We start from the raw sequence: 21,174 nt of genomic DNA on the forward strand, positions 1-21,174 counted from the left end.
ACCCCGCCGCCCTTGCAGGGCTCGGCCCGGTGCAACGCCCGCCGCGCCTCGGACGCGACGGCTACGCAGCGGATGCGTCGATCAATCCTTGGTCAACCGCGGCGCGGTGTCTCCGCCGTTCTCATGGTCATCGGGCGCAGCGTCAGACGCGGGCTCCCCGGGCTCGATCGGAGAGTCGACGATCTGCTCACGGATGACGAGCCGCGACCAGGTCGTGATCACGCCGGGGGCGATCTCGAGGTCGACCGTGTCGTCGTTCATCGCGACGATCGTCCCGTGCAGCCCCGCAGTGGTCAGGATGCGGTCGCCGACCGAGAGGGATTCCTGGAGAGCTGTGGTCTTGGCCATCTCCTTCTTCTGCCGGCGGATCCCCAGGAACATGGGGACGAGCAGCGCCAGAATGAGCAGCGGGAAGAGAAAGTCCATCGGTAAGTCAACCTCGAGGTATGTCGCACGATCCGTAGCGCACCGGTCCCGGTTGGACCGATGCAGGACACCAGTGTGCCATTACCGTCCCGTACATCGGTTCGGTCGGCATGCGGCGGCGCGTTCCGCCCGGCCGATCAGGGGTCTTCCGGATCGAACAACGAGGCCTGCGGTTCGTTGACCCGCACCTCGATTCCACCGGCGACGGCGTCCGGTGGCGGCGTCAGCCCGAGTTGGGTCCAGGCGGCGGCCGTTGCCACTCGACCGCGGGGTGTGCGGGCGATCATGCCCGCCCGGACCAGGAATGGCTCGCAGACCTCTTCGACCGTCGCCGGCTCCTCACCCACCGCGACAGCGAGGGTGGACACGCCGACAGGGCCGCCACCGAAGCTTCGGACGAGGGCACTGAGAACGGAACGGTCGAGACGGTCGAGGCCCAGTTGGTCGACGTCGTAGACGGCGAGTGCCGCGTGGGCGATGTCGCGGGTGATGACGCCGTCGGCACGAACCTCGGCATAATCACGCACCCGGCGCAGCAATCTGTTGGCGATGCGCGGTGTGCCGCGGGACCGGCCGGCGATCTCCGCCCCGGCCTCCGCACCGAGCTGCACACCGAGAATCCCTGCGGACCGCATGAGGATTTGCTCCAGTTCAGCGGGTTCGTAGAAATCCATGTGCGCCGTGAACCCGAACCGGTCGCGCAGCGGCCCCGTCAGCGCCCCCGAGCGCGTGGTGGCACCGACCAACGTGAAGGGAGCCACTTCCAGGGGAATCGACGTAGCGCCCGGCCCCTTACCCACGACGACGTCGACCCGGAAGTCCTCCATTGCGAGGTACAGCATCTCCTCCGCCGGACGGGCGATGCGATGGATCTCGTCGATGAACAGCACGTCCCCTTCGACGAGGTTGCTGAGCATGGCGGCGAGATCACCGGCCCGCTCGAGCGCCGGTCCGGAGGTCAGCCGCAACGACGACCCGAGTTCGGCGGCGATGATCATCGCCATACTGGTCTTTCCCAGGCCGGGTGGTCCGGACAGCAGGATGTGGTCGGGGGTGCCGCCGCGCATCTTCGCGCCGGTCAGGACGAGTTGGAGTTGTTCCCGCACACGGGGCTGACCTATGAAGTCGTGCAGGTTCTTGGGGCGCAGACTGGCTTCTATGTCGCCGTCGCCGGCAACGAGGTCGGGCGATACCGGTGACTCGTCCTCGAAGTCCGCGTGGGATTCGAGATTCATCGTGTCTTACCGAGCAGGGACAGGGCCGAGCGTAACGCTGCGGACGTCGTCGATTCAGGTGCTTCCACCAAGACGGAGTCGGTGGCCTGCTCGGCCTGCTTGGCCGGGAATCCGAGGCCGACGAGGGCTTCGACGACCTGATCGCGAATCGAACCGCTCCCGGCGGCGATCACCACTGCCCCCGACGACGCAACCGCGTCCACCTTGTCGCGCAGTTCCACCACCATTCGTTCCGCTCCCCGTTTGCCGATCCCCGGTACCCGGGTCAGCGCGGTCACGTTGCCCTCGGCAAGGGCTGTGCGCAATGCGTCCGGTTCGAGGACAGCCAGCGTGGCCATGGCGAGCCTCGGTCCCACCCCCGACACCGTCTGCAAGAGGCCGAACAGTTCCTTCGACTCAGAATCGGGGAAGCCGTACAGCGTCATCGAGTCTTCACGCACGATCATGGCGGTGATCAGGCGGGCTTCACTTCCGCGGTGCAGCCCACCGAGGGTGGCGGGGGTCGCGTTGACGCGGTATCCCACCCCTGCGGACTCGATCACCGCATGATCGAGCGCGATCTCGAGTACCTCGCCGCGGACGGACGCGATCATCGTGTACCTGCCTTCTTCACCTCGGCCAACCGGGCCTGGTATCGACGTTTCTGTTCGGCCGCGGCCGCCTCGGCCCGGGCCATGCGTTCGATCATCGGCGCTCGCCAACAGTGACAGATGGCGAGTGCCAGGGCATCCGCGGCGTCGGCAGGCTTCGGTGCGGCCGCGAGTCGCAGGATGCGCGTCACCATGGCCGTCACCTGAGCTTTGTCTGCCGATCCGCTGCCCGTGACCGCGGCCTTGACCTCGCTCGGAGTGTGGAAGCAGACCGGGATCCCGCGGCGGGCGGCCGCCAGCGCGACCACACCACCGGCCTGCGCCGTGCCCATGGCAGTGCGCACGTTGTGCTGGGAAAACACCCGCTCGATGGCGACGACCTCGGGTCGGTGGAGGTCGATCCACGACTCGGCCGCCTCGGAGATCCGCAGCAGCCGGGCAGACAACTCGAGATCCGCGGGGGTACGCACCACGTCGACAGCCACCGGGATGACCGTCCGTCCTCCTGCGCCGTCGACCACTCCGAATCCGCACCGGGTCAGACCGGGATCCACACCCAGCACACGCACGCCCTGCCACCTCTCCCACGCCGAACAGCTGTTCGATAGCTTAGCCGGGGGGTCGGACGGTGAGGCGCACCAACACGCAGGACGAGTCGGGGCGGGCGAGCACCGCTCCCCCGCCCCTCACCGGTTGTCGGCGGTCAGTCCTCCAGCTCGGCGAGGACCTCGTCGGACAGGTCGACATTGGTGTAGACGTTCTGCACGTCGTCGGACTCCTCGAGAGCGTCGACGAGCTTGAAGACTTTGCGTGCCCCGTCTGCGTCGACCGGAACCTCGACGGACGCGCGGAAGTCGGCCTCCGCGGAGTCGTAGTCGATTCCTGCCTCCTGCAGCGCGGTGCGCACGGCGACGAGGTCGGTGGGCTCACTGACGATTTCGAACGTGTCACCGAGATCGGTGACCTCTTCGGCGCCCGCGTCGAGGACGGCCATCAACACGTCGTCTTCGGACTGATCACCCTTCTCCAGGGTGACGACGCCCTTTCGGGTGAACAGGTAGGACACCGATCCCGGGTCTGCCATGTTGCCGCCGTTACGGGTCATCGCGGTACGCACCTCACCCGCGGCGCGGTTGCGGTTGTCGGTGAGGCACTCGATGAGGACGGCGACGCCATTGGGTCCGTAGCCCTCGTACATGATGGTCTGCCAGTCGGCACCGCCCGCTTCTTCACCGGCACCGCGCTTGCGTGCGCGCTCGATGTTGTCGTTGGGCACCGAGGTCTTCTTGGCCTTCTGGATGGCGTCGTACAAGGTGGGGTTTCCCGCAGGATCGCCACCGCCGGTACGGGCCGCCACCTCGATGTTCTTGATCAGCTTCGCGAAGGCTTTGCCACGCTTGGCATCGATCACGGCCTTCTTGTGCTTGGTGGTGGCCCATTTGGAGTGGCCGCTCATGCGATTCAAGCCCCTTTCCTGCTGCCTGTGACACGCCGAATGCGCGGTTTCAGCTCTGACGATGTTACCCGCCCCCCTGTTGTTGCTGCGCGTTCCGGTACACCGACTCGCTTTTATCGCCATTGTTTGCATAGAATGCAAACATGTTGATGCGAGTCGACCACGGGTCGAGCACTCCACTGGGCGAGCAGATCGCCGCCAGTGTGCGCGGAGCGTTCATGAGGGGAGAGATAGCGGCCGGCGATCGCCTGCCCTCGGCCCGTGCGCTGGCCGAGTCCATCGACGTCAATTTGCACACGGTCCTGCGGGCGTACGCCGTGCTGCGCGACGAAGGACTGATCGACCTGCGGCGCGGACGGGGAGCAGTGATCCGCGCAGACACGAATTCCGCCCACGCCGGGCTCACGGAAGCCGCCCGAGCATTCGTGGCCGAAGCGCGACGCCTCGGCCTGGACACAGACCAGATGATCGACATGATCAAGGAGATTTCGAAGAAATGACCACCACTCGCATACGCCTCGGCGCCGGTGCTGCCGCCACCGTGCTCCCGCTACTCGCCCTCGTCGTCGCGCGGATCGGCTGGGGCGCTGAAGTGCCTCCCGTGATCCCGCAGCACTGGTCCGGGACGCAGCCGGACCGATTCGGGAACACCACGACGTACTTCTGGATCGCGCTGGCCGTGTGTTGCGTGGCCGCAGTGGTCGCCGGCCTGGTGGTGGCCCGCGACAGAAGTGACGCCGCGCTGTGGCTCCCGATCACCGCACTCACCACCTGGACGGTGTCCTCGGCCTGGATCCTCGGCGTCGCCCTCACCGTGCGCGCCGGATCCCCTGCCGCCGCCACGATGGGCGCATGGATCGTCATACCGCTACTCGGGCTGGCTTGGGGCGCGGCGGTATTCGCGATTACATCCAAGGCCACCCGGGCGCGGCTCAGCGGGCCCACCCCGACCCTGTCCCCACCTCTGGCGCCCAGCGAACGGGCCTCGTGGACCGCATACTCCCGCGGCCCCTGGGCCGCTGCGCTCACCCTCCTCATGACGGCCACCGCAATCGGTTCCCTGCTGATGGGCGTCTGGTGGCTCGCCCCGCTCTTCCTGATACTGGCCGTGGCGAGCGGCGTATTCGCCTCTGTCGGTGTGCACGTCGATCGTGCGGGTCTGACGCTGTCGTCGTGGAATGTGCGGTGGCGGCGAATTCCCCTCGACAGCATCGAATCGGCCCAGGTGGCCACCATCCGGCCCGCCGAGTGGGGTGGATGGGGTTACCGTTTCAGCCCCCGAGGCACCGCAGTCGTGGTGCGGGGCGGCGAGGGAATTCTGCTCACCTGCCGGGACCGCAGACAGTTCGCAGTGACGGTCCCTGCGGCGGAGCAGGGTGCCGCCCTGCTCAATTCGCTGCTGGAAGTGCGGGCAGCGAGTTAAGCCTCACGGACGAGGTCCACGAACAACTCGTGTACCCGCCGATCGCCGGTCACCTCGGGATGGAAGGAGGTTGCCACCACGCGGCCCTGCCGGACGGCGACGATGCGTCCGGCAGCGGCGCCGCCCGACTCGGGGACACGAGCGAGCACCTCGACGGCGTCCCCGACCCGCTCGACCCAGGGGGCGCGGATGAAGACGGCGCGTACCGGATCGCCGATGATGCCCTCGAAGTCGAGGTCGGACTCGAACGAATCGACCTGCCGCCCGAAGGCGTTGCGGCGAACCGTCATATCGATCGCGCCGAGATGCTGCGCATCCGGGCGGGTGTCGAGGATCTCGCTCGCGAGGAGGATCATTCCAGCGCAGGAACCGTAAGCGGGCAGGCCGTCCCGTAGTCGCGTCTTCAGAGGCTCGAGCAGCTCGAAGATCTCCAGCAACTTGCTCATGGTGGTCGACTCGCCGCCCGGAATGACGAGACCGTCGACCTTGTCGAGCTCTTCCGGACGACGAATACCCACGGCGTCGGCGCCTGCGTCCGGCAGTGCGGCAAGGTGTTCACGCACATCGCCCTGGAGAGCGAGAACACCGACGAGGGGACGGGTCATGCCATATTTCCTGTCTCGATATCGCGCTTGTCCTGGTCGCGCTGGATGCGGGTCAACCCCTCCTGCACCACCGCGGCCACCATCGCGCCGTTCTGATCGAACATGCGGCCCTGGGTGAGAGCCCGACCGAAACCAGCAGAAGGTGAAGTCTGGTCGTAGAGCAGCCACTCGTCGGCGCGGAACGGGCGCATGAACCACATGGCGTGGTCAAGTGACGCTGTTTGGGTCACCACGCCGGGGTGCGGCACCTTCGATGCTCCGAGCAATGTCATGTCACTGAGATAGGCGAGTGTGCAGATGTGGAGCACCTGATCGTCCGGAAGCTTGTTGCGGTATCGCATCCAGACACGCTGCTGTGCCGCGATACCGGGAATCGGCTTGACGGCATCGGACGGAACGATGCGGACGTCCCATTCCTTCCACTCCTGATACAACTCGGTGTTCGCGAACTCCTCGACAGTCTGCGCGTCGACGAGTTCCTCCGGATCCGGCACGGACGGCATCGTGTCCTGATGTTCGATTCCGGCGTCCTCTGCGTGGAAGGAGGCGGACATGGTGAAGATCGCCTTGCCGTCCTGGATACCGGTGACGCGGCGAGTGCAGAAGGACCGGCCGTCACGAATGCGGTCGACGAGATACACGGTCGGCTCGGTGGGGTTACCCGGCCGCAGAAAGTACCCGTGGAGCGAGTGAACCCGAAACCGCTCGTCGACGGTGCGGACCGCCGACACCAGCGACTGACCGGCCACCTGACCACCGAAGGTTCGCTTCAGCACCGAAGGATGCACCGCGCCGCGAAAGATGTCCTTCTCCAGCGCTTCCAGTTCGAGGATGTCTTCAATGCTCGCCATGTGCCCTCCTACGGTGCCCGTCAAGGTTATCTGCCCTGTTCGCGCTCGAGGCACGATGGGTGTCATGACGATGTTCACACCGACGAGCCCGGAAGGACTCGTCACACTCGTCACGACACGCTGCCTGGACGTCAACGGCACGGTTCTCGTCGCGATCGACGCACCCGACGGCGCTCGCCCGGAGCTGCTGGCGAACGCAGTCTGCGTAGCCCTGCGCGAGCGTGGACGCCCCTGTGACGTGGTCTCGCTCCACGACTATGTTCGACCGGCTTCCCTGCGCTTCGAGCACGGACGCGACGACGAGCTGAGTTACCGCACGCTGTGGTTCGACTACGAGGCGCTCGACCGGGAGGTCCTGCGGTCGGCACGCACCGACGGCGTCTGGTTGCCGCGCCTGTGGGACGAAACGGCCGATCGCTCGGCGCGGTGTGCGCGTGTTCCCACCGCGGCGCGGCAGGTACTCCTCGTCACCGGTCCGATGCTCCTCGGGCGCGGACTCGACTTCGACGTCACCGTGGCACTTCACCTGAGCGATGATGCGTTGCGTAGGCACACTCCTGCAGATGCGCTCTGGACCGTGCCCGCGCTCATCCGGCATGCAGCCGGCGTCTTGGAACAACCGGACCTGCTGGTGCGATACGACCATCCACCGAAGCCGGCCGTGCAGACGCTTCGATGACGGGGCAGTGATTCACTCTGCGCGCAGGAACCGGGTCAACCCTTCCTGGACCACCGCGGCCACCAGGTTCCCGGCCCGATCGAAAATTCGACCCTGTGCCACTGCACGGCCGAAACCTGCGGACGGTGACGTCTGGTCGTACAGCAACCACTCGTCCGCGCGGAAGGGCCGCAGGAACCACAGCGCGTGATCGAGAGAAGCACCGTTGATGTGCACGTCCTTGTGGGGTGTCATGGCCGAACCGATCAGCGTCATGTCGCTCATGTACGTCAGCGCACACACGTGGAAAACCGGGTCGTCGGGCAACGTCTTCCGCGAACGGAACCACACCTGCTGCTGTGCCGCCGCTCCGCGTCGGCGGTCGACCTCACCGTCACCGACCATCCTGATGTCCCAGTCGGACCATTCGCGGGCAAGCCAGGCGATCTCCGGGTCGTCCGAATCGCGAGCAAGAGGCAGGTTGTCCGGCGGCGGCACCACGGGCATGGCGTCGTGGTGCTCGATGCCGCTCTCGGAGACCTGGAAGGACGCGGACATCGTGAAGATCGCTTGACCGTCCTGAACCGCACTCACCCGCCTGGTCACGAACGATCGCCCGTCTCGAATCCTGTCGACGAGATACACGATCGGCATGGTCGTGTTGCCCGGCCGCAGGAAGTAGCCGTGCAGCGAGTGCACCGCGAACTGGGGGTCAACCGTACGCACCGCCGCCACCAGCGCCTGCCCGGCCACCTGCCCGCCGAAGGTACGGGGAAGCGTGGTCTCGGTGGCGATGCCGCGGAAGATGTTCTTTTCGAGACGTTCCACCTCGAGAATTTCTTCGATCGTCGCCATCCAGTGTCCCTTCCCGATGTTGTTCCGCTGACACTCTCACATCCCGAGCAGAGGCCAACGCAGGAAGGTACTACCGCCGCTCACCGGCCAGCGCAGCGAAGAGATGGGCATCGTGCGCCGAGAACACCCGGACCCGCGCAGACGTCACGCTAGACGATGCCGGATTCGGCAATCCTGCCGTCGCACGCACCGTCGTGGCAGCGTTGGGCCATGCCCCTCTCCACTGCCGTGTCGCTCGTGCGCACCGCGCACCCCGGCCCGGCCGCCGCGGTCACCGTGCTCACTCTGGTGATTGCGGTCGGTATGGATGCGAATCCGGGCACCGTGATGGTCCTCGGAATCGCAGTTCTCAGTGGTCAGCTCGTCGTCGGATGGACCAACGACCTGCTCGATCGCACCCGCGACCAGGTGGCCGGCCGTACGGACAAACCTCTCGCCACCGGACGCATATCCCGGACCGCTGTCCGCCGGGCCGTCGGCATGGCGTCCGCGACATGCGTGGTCGCGTCCTTGCTCTGCGGCCTGGCGGCGGGGCTTCTTCACCTGGCGCTCGTCGGTGCTGCCCTGGCATACAACGCGGGACTCAAATCGACGGTGTGGTCCTGGCTCCCGTACGCACTGGCGTTCGGAGGGTTACCTGTCGTCGTGTCACTGGCGTCCGACCCGGCGCAGATTCCGCCTCTGTGGATGGTGGTGGCCGGCGCACTGTTCGGGATCGCGGCGCACCTACTCAATGTCATGCCCGACCTCGCCGCGGACGCAGCCACCGGCGTGCGGGGACTGCCACATCGCCTGGGCGCCCGCACCATTCGGATCATCGCGGCACTGATCCTGGTGGCTGCCTCGGCCACCGTATTCCTCGGAACCGGTAACTCAGCCTCGGTGGGGCACCGGGTATTGCTGGGCGCCGTTCTCATTCTTGCCGCGTTGACCGTCCGGGCGCCGAACAGAATGCCGTTCTACGCAGCGATCGCCGTCGCCGGCGCCAACGGCGTGATGCTCCTGCTCGAGTGATCCAAGCCGACGACCCAGAAAAGTCGTCGGCCCGGATCAGTCACCGGTCGAGCCTGCAAATCACCAGCCGCGTTCGGCGAGGCGGTGCGGAACCGGGATGTCGTCGACGTTGATCCCGACCATCGCCTCACCCAGCCCACGAGAGACCTTCGCAAGCACGTCCGGGTCGTCGAAGAAGGTGGTGGCCTTCACGATCGCCGCCGCCCGCTCCGCCGGATTACCCGACTTGAAGATCCCCGACCCGACGAACACACCCTCCGCGCCGAGCTGCATCATCATCGCCGCATCCGCCGGGGTCGCGATGCCACCGGCGGTGAACATGGTGACCGGCAACTTCCCGGCCTTCGCCACCTCGACCACCAGGTCATACGGTGCCTGCAGCTCCTTCGCCGCCACATACAGCTCGTCCTCGCTCAGCGACGTCAACCGGCGAATCTCCCCACCGATGGTCCGCATATGCGTGGTGGCATTCGACACGTCCCCGGTACCGGCCTCACCCTTCGACCGAATCATCGCCGCACCCTCGGTAATCCGCCGCAACGCCTCACCCAGATTGGTCGCACCACACACGAACGGGACGGTGAACTTCCACTTGTCGATGTGATTCGCATAGTCGGCCGGGGTCAGGACCTCGGACTCGTCGACATAATCGACCCCCAGGGACTGCAGGATCTGCGCCTCGACGAAGTGCCCGATCCGGGCCTTGGCCATCACCGGGATCGAGACCGCGGAGATGATGCCGTCGATCATGTCCGGATCACTCATCCGCGACACCCCACCCTGCGCGCGGATGTCCGCGGGCACCCGCTCGAGCGCCATCACCGCGACCGCGCCGGCGTCCTCGGCGATCTTCGCCTGATCGGGGGTGACGACGTCCATGATGACCCCACCCTTGAGCATCTCGGCCATGCCCCGCTTGACGCGCGCAGTGCCGGTGGTGGGGGTGGTGTCGGGGGTGCTCACAGCGAACTCCTGGGTAGTGGCGGGGTGGAACTTCGATGGCGGCATGCGTGAGCGACGACGTTCACGCTGCTTTGTTCGATTCTAGGACGACGGCCCGCGATGCTCTGTAGCCAGTCTCGGATTGCTGGCCTCGTCGAGTCCGCTCCGCGACTTACGTGATGGCGCGCACTTCGGGGTTGTCGGCGGCGGCTGCGACGGCTGCGGCCTCCTCGAGCAGATCGGCAAGATCGCGGGGATAGACGGCTTCACCGGCAGCCGTCAGTTCCCGGACGCAGTCGGCAGTACACCACCGGTGGCCGGTGATGGTGCGCTCCTCGAGTTCGGTGAACCCGCCGTGGTGAGGTTCGAAACCCTCCGTCTGCAGGGCGAAGAACAGTTCCTCGGAACGAATCAGCTCACCGCCCCAAGAGAAGATCGCCACCCGGCGCCACATCGGGCCGCGCAGCGACTCCGCGGAAGCGGTGTACCCGGTCTCCTCGGCGATTTCCCGGACCGCCGCAGCACGCAGGTTCTCCCCTTTTTCGACCGCGCCACCGATCGTGAACCAGTAGTAGGTGTCGGGAATCTCCGGATCATGGCCCCTCAGCAACAGCACACGGCCCCGCTCGTCGAGCAGCACCACCCGCGCGGACGTGCGGACGGAGTCGAGCGACAAACCGTCGGCTACCGCCGCAGCCGACGCCCGTTCCGTGATCTCGAAATAGGTCGGTAGCGGTGCGGTGCCGCCCAGGTGCAACCACCGAACGGGTCTGCGGGCACGTAATGCCAGGGTGTCCCGCACGGCGTCGTTGTGGAAACGGCGCGCGATCAGGACCCTCGCCTCCGCGTCCGCGAGTTCCGCGACGAGCTGAGGTCTGAGATCTTCGGGATCGAGCAGCGAGAGCGCGCTGGACAACGCGTTCTCCGCGCTTTCGCGGTCGGTGCGCTCCGACCGCTCGGCGCGGGCGGCCAGGGCAGTGAGCCTCCTTGCCTCGGGTGCGTCCATCGCCGCAGCCGCAGCCCGCACGACCACCGCCCGACGGGCCAGCGCGGAGTCGAGGGCCTGCCAGGACAGATCGGAACGCACGTGCAAACGGTCGAGGCGGTTGGCCGTTCCGTAGGCCCACAACCCGATCGCCAGAACGACCACTGCCACGAGTGCCAGAACGAAGATGGTCAGCGCGGAGAAGGTCACGATCCGACCTCGTGGACGCCGTCACGCCCGACGGTTACCGTCTCGTACACCCGCAGAATCTGTTCGGCCACCACCGGCCAGTCGTATTCGGTGACGACCGTCCTCCCGACCTCGGTCAGTGCGGCACTGCGCGCCGGGTCGCCGAGCACGGAATCGATACCCTCGGCGAGCGCCGCGGAATCACCCACCGGCACGAGCACACCCGCCTGCCCGTCGCGGAGGACGCGGCGGAACGCGTCGAGTTCACTTGCCACCACCGCGGCACCGGCCGCCATCGCTTCCACCAGCACGATCCCGAAACTCTCCCCGCCCAGATTCGGGGCGCAGTACACGTCGGCACTGCGCAGAGCCGACGCCTTCTCGGCGTCGCCGACCTGGCCGAGGAGGCACAGGTGCCCGAACAGCGGGCCCGCCTCACGACGTAGGCGGTCCTCGTCTCCCCGGCCGACCACCAGCACCTGCAGCTCCGGGTACTTGTCGACCAGCGCGGGAAGCGCGCGCAACAGGACAGACATGCCCTTGCGCGGCTCGTCGTATCGCCCGAGGAACACGATCGTCCGGCCCGGGCGGGGGTAGCCCGGCAACGGTTCGGCGTTCGCGAAGGCCCCCACGTCGACACCGTTGGGGATCTCGACGGCGTCCGACCCGAGCGATTCCACCTGCCATCGGCGCGCCAGTTCCGACACCGCGATCCGTCCGCTGATCCTCTCCAGGTAGGGCTGGAGGACTCCCTGAAAGGTGCTGAGCACCAATGATTTCGTCGTCGACGTGTGAAAGGTCGCCACGATCGGTCCCTCGGCCACCCGCATGGCGAGCATCGACAGGCTCGGCGCATTGGGTTCGTGGATGTGCAGGACATCGAAGTCGTTGTCGGAAATCCAGCGCCGCACCCGCGCGCTCGCGGCAGGTCCGAAACTCAACCGGGCTACCGATCCGTTGTACGGAATGGCCAGCGCCCGGCCGGCCGACACGACGAAGTCGGGCAATTCGGTGTCGTCCGAAGCGGGGGCCAGGACGCTGACCTTGTGCCCGCGTTCGATCAACACCTCGGCGAGATCCACGACGTGGGCTTGCACCCCGCCCGGAACATCGAACGAGTACGGACAGACCATGCCGATCTTCACGGGCTCTCCATACGCGTGAGTCTCGCCTGCGACAGGTCGGACAGCCAGAGCGGCTGCAGCATGTGCCAGTCCTCCGGGTGTTGTGCGATGTTCGCCTCGAACCGTTCCGCCAGCGCCTGGGTGGCCGCCGCCACCCCGACTGACGTATCGATCGGGGGATCGATCCGGAAACCCCACCCGTCCCCTGTGAACCAGCAGTGCACGGGCAGGAGCGGAGCACCGGTGTCGATCGCCAGCTTCGCCGGACCTGCGGGCATCCGCGTCGGTTCCCCGAAGAATGTGACGGGAACGCCCTTCTTCGCGAGATCGCGTTCACCGAGGAGGCACACGATTCCGTTGGCGCGCAGGCGCGCCGACAGTTCGACGAACGGGGGATGCTCTCCCCCGCTGAGCGGGAAGATTTCGAATCCCAGCCCTTCGCGGTAGTCGACGAAACGTTGATACAGCGACTCCGGCTTCAACCGCTCGGCCACGGTGGACAGCACGCCCCAGTGCTGCACGCACCACACCCCGGCCATGTCCCAGTTACCGCTGTGCGGCAGTGCGAGTACCGCTCCGCGGCCAGCGGCTTTCGCGGCGTCCAGATGCTCCTGTCCTTCGATGAGGGCGTCGAGAGCCGCCCCGGTCTTCTCCAAATCCATGGCCGGCAGCCGGAACGCCTCCCGCCAGTACCGCGCATAGGACCGCAGCGACGCACGTACCAGCGACTCCGGAACCTCCGCCGGAGTCACTCGCAGCACGCGAGCAAGGTTGCGGCGCAGCTGCTCGGGACCGCCGCCTTTGCGTGCGGCGAAGTCGGCACCCGTGTCGAACAGGGTGACAGCGACTCGCTCGGGCAGGGCACGGACCAGCCGCCAGCCGGCCGCGTAGCCGAGGTCGGCGACCCGTTCACCGAGGCTCACTGCGCCGTCGCCTGTCCGTCTTCGGGCGTCGTGCCGGGTGCCGGCAGCGGGAGGACGTCCCGTGCGCCGGCCGACCCCCGCACCGCCAGAACCCGCTGGAACACCGTGAGCACGCTGCCCGCAGCGAGGAGCCACATGGCGATGTGGATCGCCCACGGCACGCCGAGCCCGGTGACACCGGCCCCGATGAGGACGATGACCAATCGATCGGGCCGTTCGATGAGTCCGCCGTCCGCGGACAACCCGCTCGCCTCGGCGCGGGCCTTGGCGTAGGAGATCACCTGCGAGGTGACCAGGCACACCAGAGTCGCGATCACGAGCGGCTTGCTCGCCTCGTGGTACACGGCCCACCAGGCGAGACCGGCGAAAATCGCACCGTCCGCCACTCGGTCACAGGTGGCGTCGAGGACGGCGCCGAATCGAGTTCCCCCACCACGGGCCCGGGCCATCGCGCCGTCCAGCATGTCGAACAGGACGAACACGGTGATGACAACCGCACCCCAGAACAGATGTCCGCTGGGAAACAGCACGACCGCCCCAGCCACGGTCGCGACGGTCCCTATCACTGTGACCGAATCGGGGGTCAGCCCGGTCTTGACCAGAGCCCTCCCCAACGGCGCGGTCACCTTGGACACCGGTGCCCGTCCGAAAAAGCTCAGCACCTGCCCACCCCGTTCATCACGTCCTGCCACCGACCCTGCACGGAGGAGTGTGCGACCCCCGCGTCATTCATCTATCGAGTCATTCATTCCAAGCCTTCGCCAGCAGACCGCGGGTCTCGCGCAACAACTGTGGCATGACCTTGACGCCGGCGAGGACCGTGATGAAGTTGGCGTCCCCACCCCACCGGGGGACCACATGCTGATGGAGATGTTCAGCGAGGGAGCCGCCGGCGGCGGCCCCCAGGTTCAGACCCACATTGAAACCGTCCGGCCGTGACACCCGCTTGATGACGCGCAGCGCCTGCTGAGTGAAGGACATCAGCTCGGCGCTTTCTTCCTCCGTGAGGTCCTCGAGCGCGGCGACCTTGCGGTAGGGCACGACCATCAGGTGACCAGGGTTGTACGGATACAGGTTGAGCACCGCGTAGACGTGCTCGCCGCGCGCGACGATCAGCCCGTCCTCGTCATTCATCTTCGGGATGTCGGTGAACGGTTCGTTCGGAGTGTCCGGAGACTTCGGTGCCTCGGCGATGTATGACATGCGGTGCGGCGACCAGATCCGTTGAAGATGGTCCGGCTGACCTGGACCACGGTCGACGAGACTACCGGGACTGTCTCGCATCCCGTCGGCGGTCACATCATCCCCTCCTGCCATGTGTGTCACCCTCTCCCACCGGGTTGGAGCAGCTCCGCGGTCGGGGACGCGTTCTCACGGCGCGCGACCCATTCGGTGACGATCCGAACGGCCTCGTCGACCGCCACACCGTTCACCTGAGTGCCGTCGCGGAAGCGGAAGCTCACGGCACCCGCCTCGACGTCGCGGGCACCCGCGAGGAGCATGAACGGCACCTTCAGCGCGGTGTTGTTGAAGATCTTCTTCTGCATCCGGTCGTCGCTCGCGTCGACCTCCGCGCGGATCCCCGCCGCCTTCAACTGCTTCACCACGTCGAAAAGATGATCGGCGAACGCCTCGGCGACCGGGATGCCCACCACCTGAACGGGTGCAAGCCAGGCCGGGAACGCACCTGCGTAGTGCTCGGTCAGCACACCGAAGAATCGCTCGATGGACCCGAACAACGCGCGGTGAATCATCACCGGCCGCTTCTTCGTGCCGTCGTTCGCCGTGTACTCGAGGTCGAAGCGCTCGGGCAGGTTGAAGTCGAGTTGGATGGTCGACATCTGCCAGGTTCGGCCCAGGGCGTCCTGCACCTGCACCGAAATCTTCGGACCGTAGAAGGCGGCACCCCCGGGGTCGGGCACGAGGTTCAGCCCCGACGCCTCGGCGACCTCGGCCAGCGTCTGCGTGGCCTCCTCCCACACCGCGTCGTCACCGACGAACTTGTCCGGGTTCTTGGTGGACAGTTCCAGGTAGAAGTCGTCGAGCCCGTAGTCCTCGAGGAGCCCGAGAACGAACTGCAGGGTGGTGGCCAATTCATCGCGCATCTGCTCGCGGGTGCAGTAGATGTGCGCGTCGTCCTGTGTCATGCCGCGCACGCGGGTCAACCCGTGTACGACACCCGACTTCTCGTACCGGTACACGGATCCGAACTCGAAGAGCCGCAACGGCAATTCCCGGTACGACCGTCCGCGGGACCGGAAGATCAGATTGTGCATCGGGCAGTTCATCGGCTTGAGGTAGTAGTCCTGCCCCGGCTTGCGCACGGTGCCGTCCTCGTTCAATTCCTCGTCGATGTGCATGGCCGGGAACATGCCGTCCCGGTACCAGTCGAGGTGACCCGACACCTCGTAGAGGTGCCCCTTCGTGATGTGCGGGGTGTTGACGAATTCGTAGCCCTCGTCGACGTGCCGCTTGCGCGAGTAATCCTCCATCTCGGTGCGGATGATGCCGCCCTTGGGGTGGAACACGGGCAGGCCCGAGCCGAGCTCGTCGGGGAAACTGAAGAGATCGAGTTCGGCGCCCAACTTCCGGTGATCGCGCCGTTCTGCTTCGGCGAGAAGCTCGAGGTGCTGTTCCTGGGCCTCCGCCGACTCCCAGGCGGTGCCGTAGATCCGCTGGAGATCGGCGTTGTCCTGATTACCTCGCCAGTAGGCGGCGGAACTGCGGGTGAGCTTGAACGCAGGAATGTGCTTGGTGGTGGGGATGTGCGGGCCACGGCAGAGATCGCCCCAGATCTTCTCCCCCGTGCGCGGATCCACATTGTCGTAGATCGTCAGCTCGTTGCCGCCGACTTCCATGACCTCCGGGTCGTCGATGCCCGACTTGTCGTCGATCAGTTCGAGTTTGAACGGTTCCTTCGCCAACTCCGCGCGAGCCTCGTCGAGAGAGTCGACGACACGACGAGAAAACCGCTGAGAGCCCTTGATGATCTTCTTCATCCGCTTCTCGAGGTTCGCCAGATCCTCCGGAGTGAAGGGACGATCGACCGAGAAGTCGTAGTAGAAGCCGTCCTTGATGGGCGGACCGATGCCGAGCTTGGCCTCGGGGAACTCCTGCTGCACGGCTTGCGCGAGGACGTGCGCCGCGGAGTGGCGGATGACGCTGCGCCCGTCCTCGGTATTCGCGGCCACCGGCTCGACGGCGGTGTCTACATCCGGCACCCACGACAGGTCCTTCAGCTGACCCTCGGCGTCACGGACCACGACGACGACGTCCGGACCCTTGCTCGGGTAGCCGGCTTCCCGAACCGCGGTTCCGGCCGTAGTCCCTGCAGGCACCCGGACAAGGGCGGCGGGGGCGACGGATGCGGGCGTGGTCACAGCGATGTTCTCCTAGGTGAGGTATGCGGTGCAGACATGAAGAATGTGCCAGCCCATGCTATCGGCCCAGCTGTGCTACCCAATCATGCGTCCGCTAGAGGGGACTCTCCAGCCACGGGTAGTCGAGGCCGACCCACGTCCCGACCAGACCGAACGTTCCCAGTAACCACAGGGTGGCCAGCACGATCAGACCCGTCAGCACCGCGCCGGCACCCTTGACGAGCAGCGACTGCCGGGAGAACCAGTCCATGAAGGCGTCGTACTTCGTCCGCGCGAAGCGGAGCAGTCGATGGGCCCACTCGAACTCGGACGCCAGGATGCCGAGTCCGGCGAAAACGATCAGCCATCCGGGACCGGGATACGGAATTGCCAGCACGCCGGCGGCCAGCACCAAGGCGCCGATCACGCCGACGGCGATGCGGTAACCGAGGTTCAGACTCGGCTTGGCGGCGATCCGAGCGCGCCACCGCTTCCAGCGGCTCTCCGCCTCCTGGAACGGCGACAGGTCGGAATCCTCCGTGTCGACAGGTTCCGGCCCCTCCGTGTCGGCCTTGTCGGCACGGTCGGCCTCGTCCGGCCGGACTTCCCCGGTGCTCACGATCTACCTGCCCCTCGTGTGTCGACCCAGTGTGAACGGCAATCCGTGACGAAGCAGGCACGGAGGCGCGAGTGAAACTGCCATCGTCCACCCTACCCAGTGCCCGGGGCACGGTCGCGCCGTCAGGTCCGGTCTAGCCCTTCACACACACGACCTGCCGCAGGTGTGCGACGACCTCGACCAGATCGGCCTGAGCATCGATCACCTGCTCGATGTCCTTGTACGCGGCCGGGATCTCGTCGATCACCCCGGCGTCCTTACGCGACTCGACGCCGGACGTTTGACGCCTCAAGTCGTCGACCGTGAAACGCTTCTTCGCCTTCGTACGGCTCATGGTCCGACCGGCGCCGTGCGAGGCGGAGTTGAAGGACAGTTCCGACCCCAGTCCGCGCACCACGTACGAACCGGTGCCCATGGAACCGGGAATGAGACCGAGATCTCCCTTTCCTGCGCGAATAGCACCCTTGCGGGTCACGAGCATCGTCTCCCCGTCGACGACCTCCTCGGACACATAGTTGTGGTGACACGAGATCGGATCGTCGAAACGGACGGGCCGAGTCGGCAGAGCGTCCCGGAATGCCTGCATGATCAGGGCGAGCATGACGGCGCGGTTGCGGGCCGCGTATTCCTGGGCCCACGACAGGTCGTGGCGGTAGGCGTCCATCTCGGGTGTACCTGCCAAAAAGACCGCCAGATCACGATCGACCAGCCTCTGGTTGTGCTGCAACGTCCGCGCCACGGCGATGTGTCGCTCGGCCAGTTCCTTCCCGATGTTGCGGGATCCGGAGTGGAGCATGAGCCACACCTCCTCTGCGTCGGACAGACACACCTCGATGAAGTGATTCCCGCCGCCGAGCGTTCCGATCTGCTTCATCGCCTTCGATTCACGAGACTGGACGCCCGGGTGCAGATCGCGGAACTCCTGCCAGAATCGCGTCCATCCCTTGTGGACGCCGGCGCCGGACACCGAGAGGGCACCGGTGTCGAGAGAGTTCTCGTGCATGGCGAATCCCACCGGAACCGCACGCTCGATGCGCGCGCGCAGCGACCGCAGACTGTCCGGCAGGTCGTCGGCGGTGACATCGGTCCTGACCGCTGTCATGCCGCAGCCGATGTCGACCCCCACGGCGGCAGGTGCGACAGCCTGACGCATCGCGATGACGGAGCCGACCGTCGCGCCCTTACCGACATGGACGTCGGGCATGACGCGGACACCGTGGACCCACGGCAGGTCTGCCATGGTGCGGAGCTGGGCAAGTGCGGCCGGCTCTATGGACCGTTCCTCCGCCCACATCAAGGTCGGCGCGGCAGTGCCTTCGAGGGTGACGGGAAACATTCGACTTCGATCCTTCGACAGCGGCCACCGCGGGTGCGGTTCGGCCTGCCCTGTCATTGTTCGCCGTTTCCGGGTACCCGGACAACCGAATATCGGCACGTGAGGGCACATGCAGAAGAGGGCGTCTCCGAATTCCCGGAAACGCCCTCTTCGTGTTCTCGGTGGTCCCGGCTGGGATCGAACCAGCGACCTCCCCGGTGTGAACGGGACGCTCTTCCACTGAGCCACGGGACCGAGGCACGCCACATGCTCGCGCTCGAACGAGTTGGAACATTAACACGACGGACCGGCCGAACGAAAATCACGTCGTGGTGATTCGCGGTCACCCGCACAGACCACCGCTTTCCGCATGCGCCCCGAAGCCCGGCAGCAGTCATGACCTGCAGATTTGTAACTAACAGGCATGGTCGGCTAATGTTCTCAACCGCACCACGGAGAACATTCTCCGCGAGTTACACGGTGCATGCGGACGTGGCGCAGCTGGTAGCGCACAACCTTGCCAAGGTTGGGGTCGCGGGTTCGAATCCCGTCGTCCGCTCGAGAGGTTGGACTCAACCTTCACGGTGGAGTGGCCGAGTGGTGAGGCAACGGCCTGCAAAGCCGTGCACACGGGTTCGATTCCCGTCTCCACCTCGCGCGATTAGCTCAGCGGGAGAGCGCTTCCCTGACACGGAAGAGGTCACTGGTTCAATCCCAGTATCGCGCACCGAGATAGATCGTAGGACTGTAGTACTTGCACGACAGTGAACTCCCCCGGACTCGGAGGTTTTCACGCATGCGGACGTGGCGCAGCTGGTAGCGCACAACCTTGCCAAGGTTGGGGTCGCGGGTTCGAATCCCGTCGTCCGCTCCATTTCTTCTCGATCTCGCGCGATTAGCTCAGCGGGAGAGCGCTTCCCTGACACGGAAGAGGTCACTGGTTCAATCCCAGTATCGCGCACCATCTCTTCGGTTCATCCGAAAAGACGTTCCCAGCGGCTCGGCCCCGGTCATACGACCGGGGCCGAACCGCTGTCTGTCACGCCGAGTGCACCCTATTCGCACCGGAAATCATCGCGCGCAGCGCCGACTCGGTGTCGGATTCACCGATTCCCATCGTCCACAGTCGCACTCCCCCCGCCTCGCACCTCAGGAACGTTGCCGTGCGGTGCCCGATTCGATGCTGGTGGAAGGCGAGGATCTCGATCGAACATCCGGCGTCGTAGAGCATCGACGTCATCGCGGACACCGGGCCCGGCGCGAGTGCGCTCATCGTGCAGATCGATTCTCCGATACCCAAGGTCGCCTCGAAGACCCACAGGCCTGGGGCGGCTTTCTTCTCGGACCATCGACCGAGACGGAACGGGCCGGACATCGGCGCATACAGGCTCTCGAACGCGGTCCAGCTCATCCCGGCTGCCTCGTCCGCGAATTCGCGGGGGAGCGGCTTTCCGTGACGCGTCGCGAAGGGATCGGCGGCGCTGCTCGACGTGCGACAAGTTGCGGCAAACGAAGTGGAGGTGCTCATTCTCGTGGTCTTCCTGAAAGTGAAGGGAGGACCAACGCGTAGCTCAACGACCCGCAGCGAGGGGTCGGTCCGTATCAGACCCCGCTACGGCGGAGAACTACGAGAATGCGCTGCATGGGAAGACACTCTAGGCGAGGATCGTCCCGAAGGACAACCTGCCACCTCATCGAGGAATTCGGCCGCGCATCTTCCCGGTGACGAAATTGTTATCCACGGGCCTGGAACGTGAGGAAATCCTCATGTATCGTCGAACGTGCCATCCACCCCCCCGATGGCAATGAGCCCCAGCCATGACCCCCCATCCAAGGCTGGGGCTCAGTCTTGTTCCGGGTCACCTCCGTCGAACAAAGTCCCCGGACGGTCACCGATTCGGGCTGTCGTTCTCGCCTTGCGCCGGACTCTGCGCAGTCGACGACGAAGCATCGCATACGGTCGGTTTCACACGCCGCGCAGGGCGTGGCAGATTGCGGTGAGCACGCGGTTGCGGGACAGTACGCACATAATGGTGACGAACAGGAAAGACGCGGTGACTGAACGGTGACGGTCGAAATAAATTCCGCGGGGATCTGGGACTCCGAGGCGATCGCCGACGTAGCGGCGGCGACGTTTCCGCTCGCCTGCCCACCTGGCGCCACCCAGGACGACATCGCCACCTTCATCGATGATGTGCTGTCGGCGGAACGATTTTCCGAGTACCTCACCGACCCGCGCCGAACCGTGCTCAAGGTGACCCACGAAGGCGCCATCGTCGGCTATGCAATGTTGATCGACGGAGAACCTGCAGATCCCGAGGTGGCCCGGAGCGTGTCACTGCGTCCCGTCACCGAGATCAGCAAGCTGTATGTGCTGCCGGGCAATCACGGCACCGGAGTCGCGTCCGCGCTGATGAACGCCATCGTCGAGCGCGCCGTCGCCGGGGATTGTGCGGGACTGTGGCTCGGAGTCAATCAGGAGAACCTGCGCGCTCAGCGTTTCTACGAGAAGCACGGCTTCGAGACTGTCGGGACGAAGACCTTCCTGGTGGGGTCGCAGCTACACCACGATTTCGTGATGCAGCGGGCCCTCTGAGCCTGCCGG

The 21,174-nt window shown here is 65.9% G+C and carries 23 protein-coding genes and 6 tRNA genes; 10 read left to right on the forward strand and 19 right to left on the reverse strand.

The window, feature by feature from the left end:
- Positions 1–81: 81 nt before the first annotated feature.
- From yajC to CBI38_RS16950, 5 genes are all read right to left on the reverse strand, one after another.
- On the reverse strand, positions 82–426 hold the full coding sequence (gene yajC, locus CBI38_RS16930; RefSeq protein WP_109330558.1) for a preprotein translocase subunit YajC: 345 nt from the start codon (positions 424–426) through the stop codon (positions 82–84).
- Positions 427–563: 137 nt separating this feature from the next.
- The gene (gene ruvB, locus CBI38_RS16935) at positions 564–1,661 is read right to left on the reverse strand and encodes a Holliday junction branch migration DNA helicase RuvB (protein WP_109330560.1); all 1,098 of its coding nucleotides are present in this window, start codon (positions 1,659–1,661) and stop codon (positions 564–566) included.
- Positions 1,658–2,254 (reverse strand): Holliday junction branch migration protein RuvA, encoded by a 597-nt coding sequence (ruvA, locus tag CBI38_RS16940; protein ID WP_109330562.1) that lies wholly within the window; start codon positions 2,252–2,254, stop codon positions 1,658–1,660. Before ruvA ends, ruvB begins: the two co-directional genes overlap by 4 nt.
- Positions 2,251–2,820: a crossover junction endodeoxyribonuclease RuvC gene (gene ruvC / locus CBI38_RS16945; RefSeq protein ID WP_109330564.1), complete on the reverse strand. Its 570-nt coding sequence runs from the start codon at positions 2,818–2,820 to the stop codon at positions 2,251–2,253. The genes ruvA and ruvC overlap by 4 nt, the downstream gene beginning before the upstream one ends.
- A 134-nt stretch (positions 2,821–2,954) precedes the next feature.
- Positions 2,955–3,707, reverse strand: a complete 753-nt coding sequence (locus CBI38_RS16950) for a YebC/PmpR family DNA-binding transcriptional regulator (protein ID WP_109330566.1) — start codon at positions 3,705–3,707, stop codon at positions 2,955–2,957.
- Between the two features lie 143 nt (positions 3,708–3,850).
- Here CBI38_RS16950 and CBI38_RS16955 point away from each other — a divergent pair, with 143 nt between their 5' ends.
- A complete protein-coding gene (locus CBI38_RS16955) occupies positions 3,851–4,207 on the forward strand; it encodes a GntR family transcriptional regulator (RefSeq protein ID WP_109330568.1) in 357 nt (118 codons plus the stop codon).
- On the forward strand, positions 4,204–5,130 hold the full coding sequence (locus tag CBI38_RS16960) for a hypothetical protein (RefSeq protein ID WP_109330570.1): 927 nt from the start codon (positions 4,204–4,206) through the stop codon (positions 5,128–5,130). Before CBI38_RS16955 ends, CBI38_RS16960 begins: the two co-directional genes overlap by 4 nt.
- On the opposite strand, the gene pdxT is transcribed toward CBI38_RS16960, so the two are convergent.
- Positions 5,127–5,735, reverse strand: coding sequence for a pyridoxal 5'-phosphate synthase glutaminase subunit PdxT (gene pdxT, locus CBI38_RS16965; protein ID WP_109330572.1), 609 nt, complete (start codon positions 5,733–5,735; stop codon positions 5,127–5,129). The genes CBI38_RS16960 and pdxT overlap by 4 nt on opposite strands.
- Positions 5,732–6,586: an acyl-CoA thioesterase II gene (gene tesB, locus CBI38_RS16970; protein WP_109330574.1), complete on the reverse strand. Its 855-nt coding sequence runs from the start codon at positions 6,584–6,586 to the stop codon at positions 5,732–5,734. Before tesB ends, pdxT begins: the two co-directional genes overlap by 4 nt.
- Positions 6,587–6,641: 55 nt before the next feature.
- Between tesB and CBI38_RS16975 the strand changes: the two genes are divergently transcribed.
- The gene (locus CBI38_RS16975) at positions 6,642–7,265 is read left to right on the forward strand and encodes a nucleoside/nucleotide kinase family protein (RefSeq protein ID WP_109330576.1); all 624 of its coding nucleotides are present in this window, start codon (positions 6,642–6,644) and stop codon (positions 7,263–7,265) included.
- Between the two features lie 12 nt (positions 7,266–7,277).
- Here the strand turns inward: CBI38_RS16975 and CBI38_RS16980 are convergent, their stop codons facing one another.
- Positions 7,278–8,099, reverse strand: a complete 822-nt coding sequence (locus tag CBI38_RS16980) for an acyl-CoA thioesterase (protein WP_109330578.1) — start codon at positions 8,097–8,099, stop codon at positions 7,278–7,280.
- 156 nt (positions 8,100–8,255) lie between these two features.
- On the opposite strand from CBI38_RS16980, the gene CBI38_RS16985 reads away from it, so the two are divergent.
- Positions 8,256–9,113, forward strand: coding sequence for a UbiA family prenyltransferase (locus tag CBI38_RS16985; protein ID WP_230989871.1), 858 nt, complete (start codon positions 8,256–8,258; stop codon positions 9,111–9,113).
- Between the two features lie 60 nt (positions 9,114–9,173).
- Here the strand turns inward: CBI38_RS16985 and pdxS are convergent, their stop codons facing one another.
- The 10 genes from pdxS to CBI38_RS17035 all read right to left on the reverse strand — a co-directional run bounded on the left by pdxS (position 9,174) and on the right by CBI38_RS17035 (position 18,824).
- Positions 9,174–10,076 (reverse strand): pyridoxal 5'-phosphate synthase lyase subunit PdxS, encoded by a 903-nt coding sequence (pdxS, locus tag CBI38_RS16990; protein ID WP_005565691.1) that lies wholly within the window; start codon positions 10,074–10,076, stop codon positions 9,174–9,176.
- A 151-nt stretch (positions 10,077–10,227) separates the two neighbouring features.
- The gene (locus CBI38_RS16995; RefSeq protein WP_109330580.1) at positions 10,228–11,250 is read right to left on the reverse strand and encodes an NUDIX hydrolase; all 1,023 of its coding nucleotides are present in this window, start codon (positions 11,248–11,250) and stop codon (positions 10,228–10,230) included.
- A complete protein-coding gene (locus tag CBI38_RS17000; RefSeq protein WP_109330582.1) occupies positions 11,247–12,374 on the reverse strand; it encodes a glycosyltransferase family 4 protein in 1,128 nt (375 codons plus the stop codon). Before CBI38_RS17000 ends, CBI38_RS16995 begins: the two co-directional genes overlap by 4 nt.
- Positions 12,371–13,276 (reverse strand): phosphatidylinositol mannoside acyltransferase, encoded by a 906-nt coding sequence (locus CBI38_RS17005; protein WP_109330584.1) that lies wholly within the window; start codon positions 13,274–13,276, stop codon positions 12,371–12,373. The genes CBI38_RS17000 and CBI38_RS17005 overlap by 4 nt, the downstream gene beginning before the upstream one ends.
- On the reverse strand, positions 13,273–13,938 hold the full coding sequence (gene pgsA / locus CBI38_RS17010; RefSeq protein ID WP_109330586.1) for a phosphatidylinositol phosphate synthase: 666 nt from the start codon (positions 13,936–13,938) through the stop codon (positions 13,273–13,275). The genes CBI38_RS17005 and pgsA overlap by 4 nt, the downstream gene beginning before the upstream one ends.
- A gap of 79 nt (positions 13,939–14,017) precedes the next feature.
- On the reverse strand, positions 14,018–14,593 hold the full coding sequence (locus CBI38_RS17015; protein WP_109330588.1) for an ATP adenylyltransferase: 576 nt from the start codon (positions 14,591–14,593) through the stop codon (positions 14,018–14,020).
- 5 nt (positions 14,594–14,598) lie between these two features.
- Positions 14,599–16,656 (reverse strand): threonine--tRNA ligase, encoded by a 2,058-nt coding sequence (thrS, locus tag CBI38_RS17020; protein ID WP_109330590.1) that lies wholly within the window; start codon positions 16,654–16,656, stop codon positions 14,599–14,601.
- A gap of 94 nt (positions 16,657–16,750) precedes the next feature.
- The gene (locus CBI38_RS17025) at positions 16,751–17,161 is read right to left on the reverse strand and encodes a TIGR02611 family protein (RefSeq protein ID WP_109335151.1); all 411 of its coding nucleotides are present in this window, start codon (positions 17,159–17,161) and stop codon (positions 16,751–16,753) included.
- Between the two features lie 226 nt (positions 17,162–17,387).
- Positions 17,388–18,590 (reverse strand): RtcB family protein, encoded by a 1,203-nt coding sequence (locus CBI38_RS17030; protein ID WP_109330592.1) that lies wholly within the window; start codon positions 18,588–18,590, stop codon positions 17,388–17,390.
- 162 nt (positions 18,591–18,752) lie between these two features.
- Positions 18,753–18,824, reverse strand: a tRNA-Val gene (locus tag CBI38_RS17035).
- A gap of 231 nt (positions 18,825–19,055) precedes the next feature.
- On the opposite strand from CBI38_RS17035, the gene CBI38_RS17040 reads away from it, so the two are divergent.
- The 5 genes from CBI38_RS17040 (at position 19,056) to CBI38_RS17060 (ending at position 19,533) form a co-directional block, all read left to right on the forward strand.
- Positions 19,056–19,128 (forward strand) — tRNA-Gly (locus CBI38_RS17040).
- A 24-nt stretch (positions 19,129–19,152) separates the two neighbouring features.
- Positions 19,153–19,223: transfer RNA gene (locus tag CBI38_RS17045), tRNA-Cys, on the forward strand.
- 1 nt (position 19,224) lies between these two features.
- A tRNA-Val gene (locus tag CBI38_RS17050) sits at positions 19,225–19,296 on the forward strand.
- A gap of 71 nt (positions 19,297–19,367) precedes the next feature.
- Positions 19,368–19,443 (forward strand) — tRNA-Gly (locus CBI38_RS17055).
- A 15-nt stretch (positions 19,444–19,458) separates the two neighbouring features.
- A tRNA-Val gene (locus CBI38_RS17060) sits at positions 19,459–19,533 on the forward strand.
- A 75-nt stretch (positions 19,534–19,608) separates the two neighbouring features.
- On the opposite strand, the gene CBI38_RS17065 is transcribed toward CBI38_RS17060, so the two are convergent.
- Entirely contained in the window at positions 19,609–20,097 is a 489-nt protein-coding gene (locus CBI38_RS17065) for a 2-isopropylmalate synthase (protein WP_109330594.1), read from the reverse strand.
- A gap of 537 nt (positions 20,098–20,634) precedes the next feature.
- On the opposite strand from CBI38_RS17065, the gene CBI38_RS17070 reads away from it, so the two are divergent.
- A complete protein-coding gene (locus CBI38_RS17070) occupies positions 20,635–21,165 on the forward strand; it encodes a GNAT family N-acetyltransferase (protein WP_109330596.1) in 531 nt (176 codons plus the stop codon).
- Positions 21,166–21,174: the final 9 nt, after the last annotated feature.

The organism is Rhodococcus oxybenzonivorans, from assembly GCF_003130705.1.
In the GTDB taxonomy this organism is placed as follows: Bacteria; Actinomycetota; Actinomycetes; order Mycobacteriales; family Mycobacteriaceae; genus Rhodococcus_F; species Rhodococcus_F oxybenzonivorans.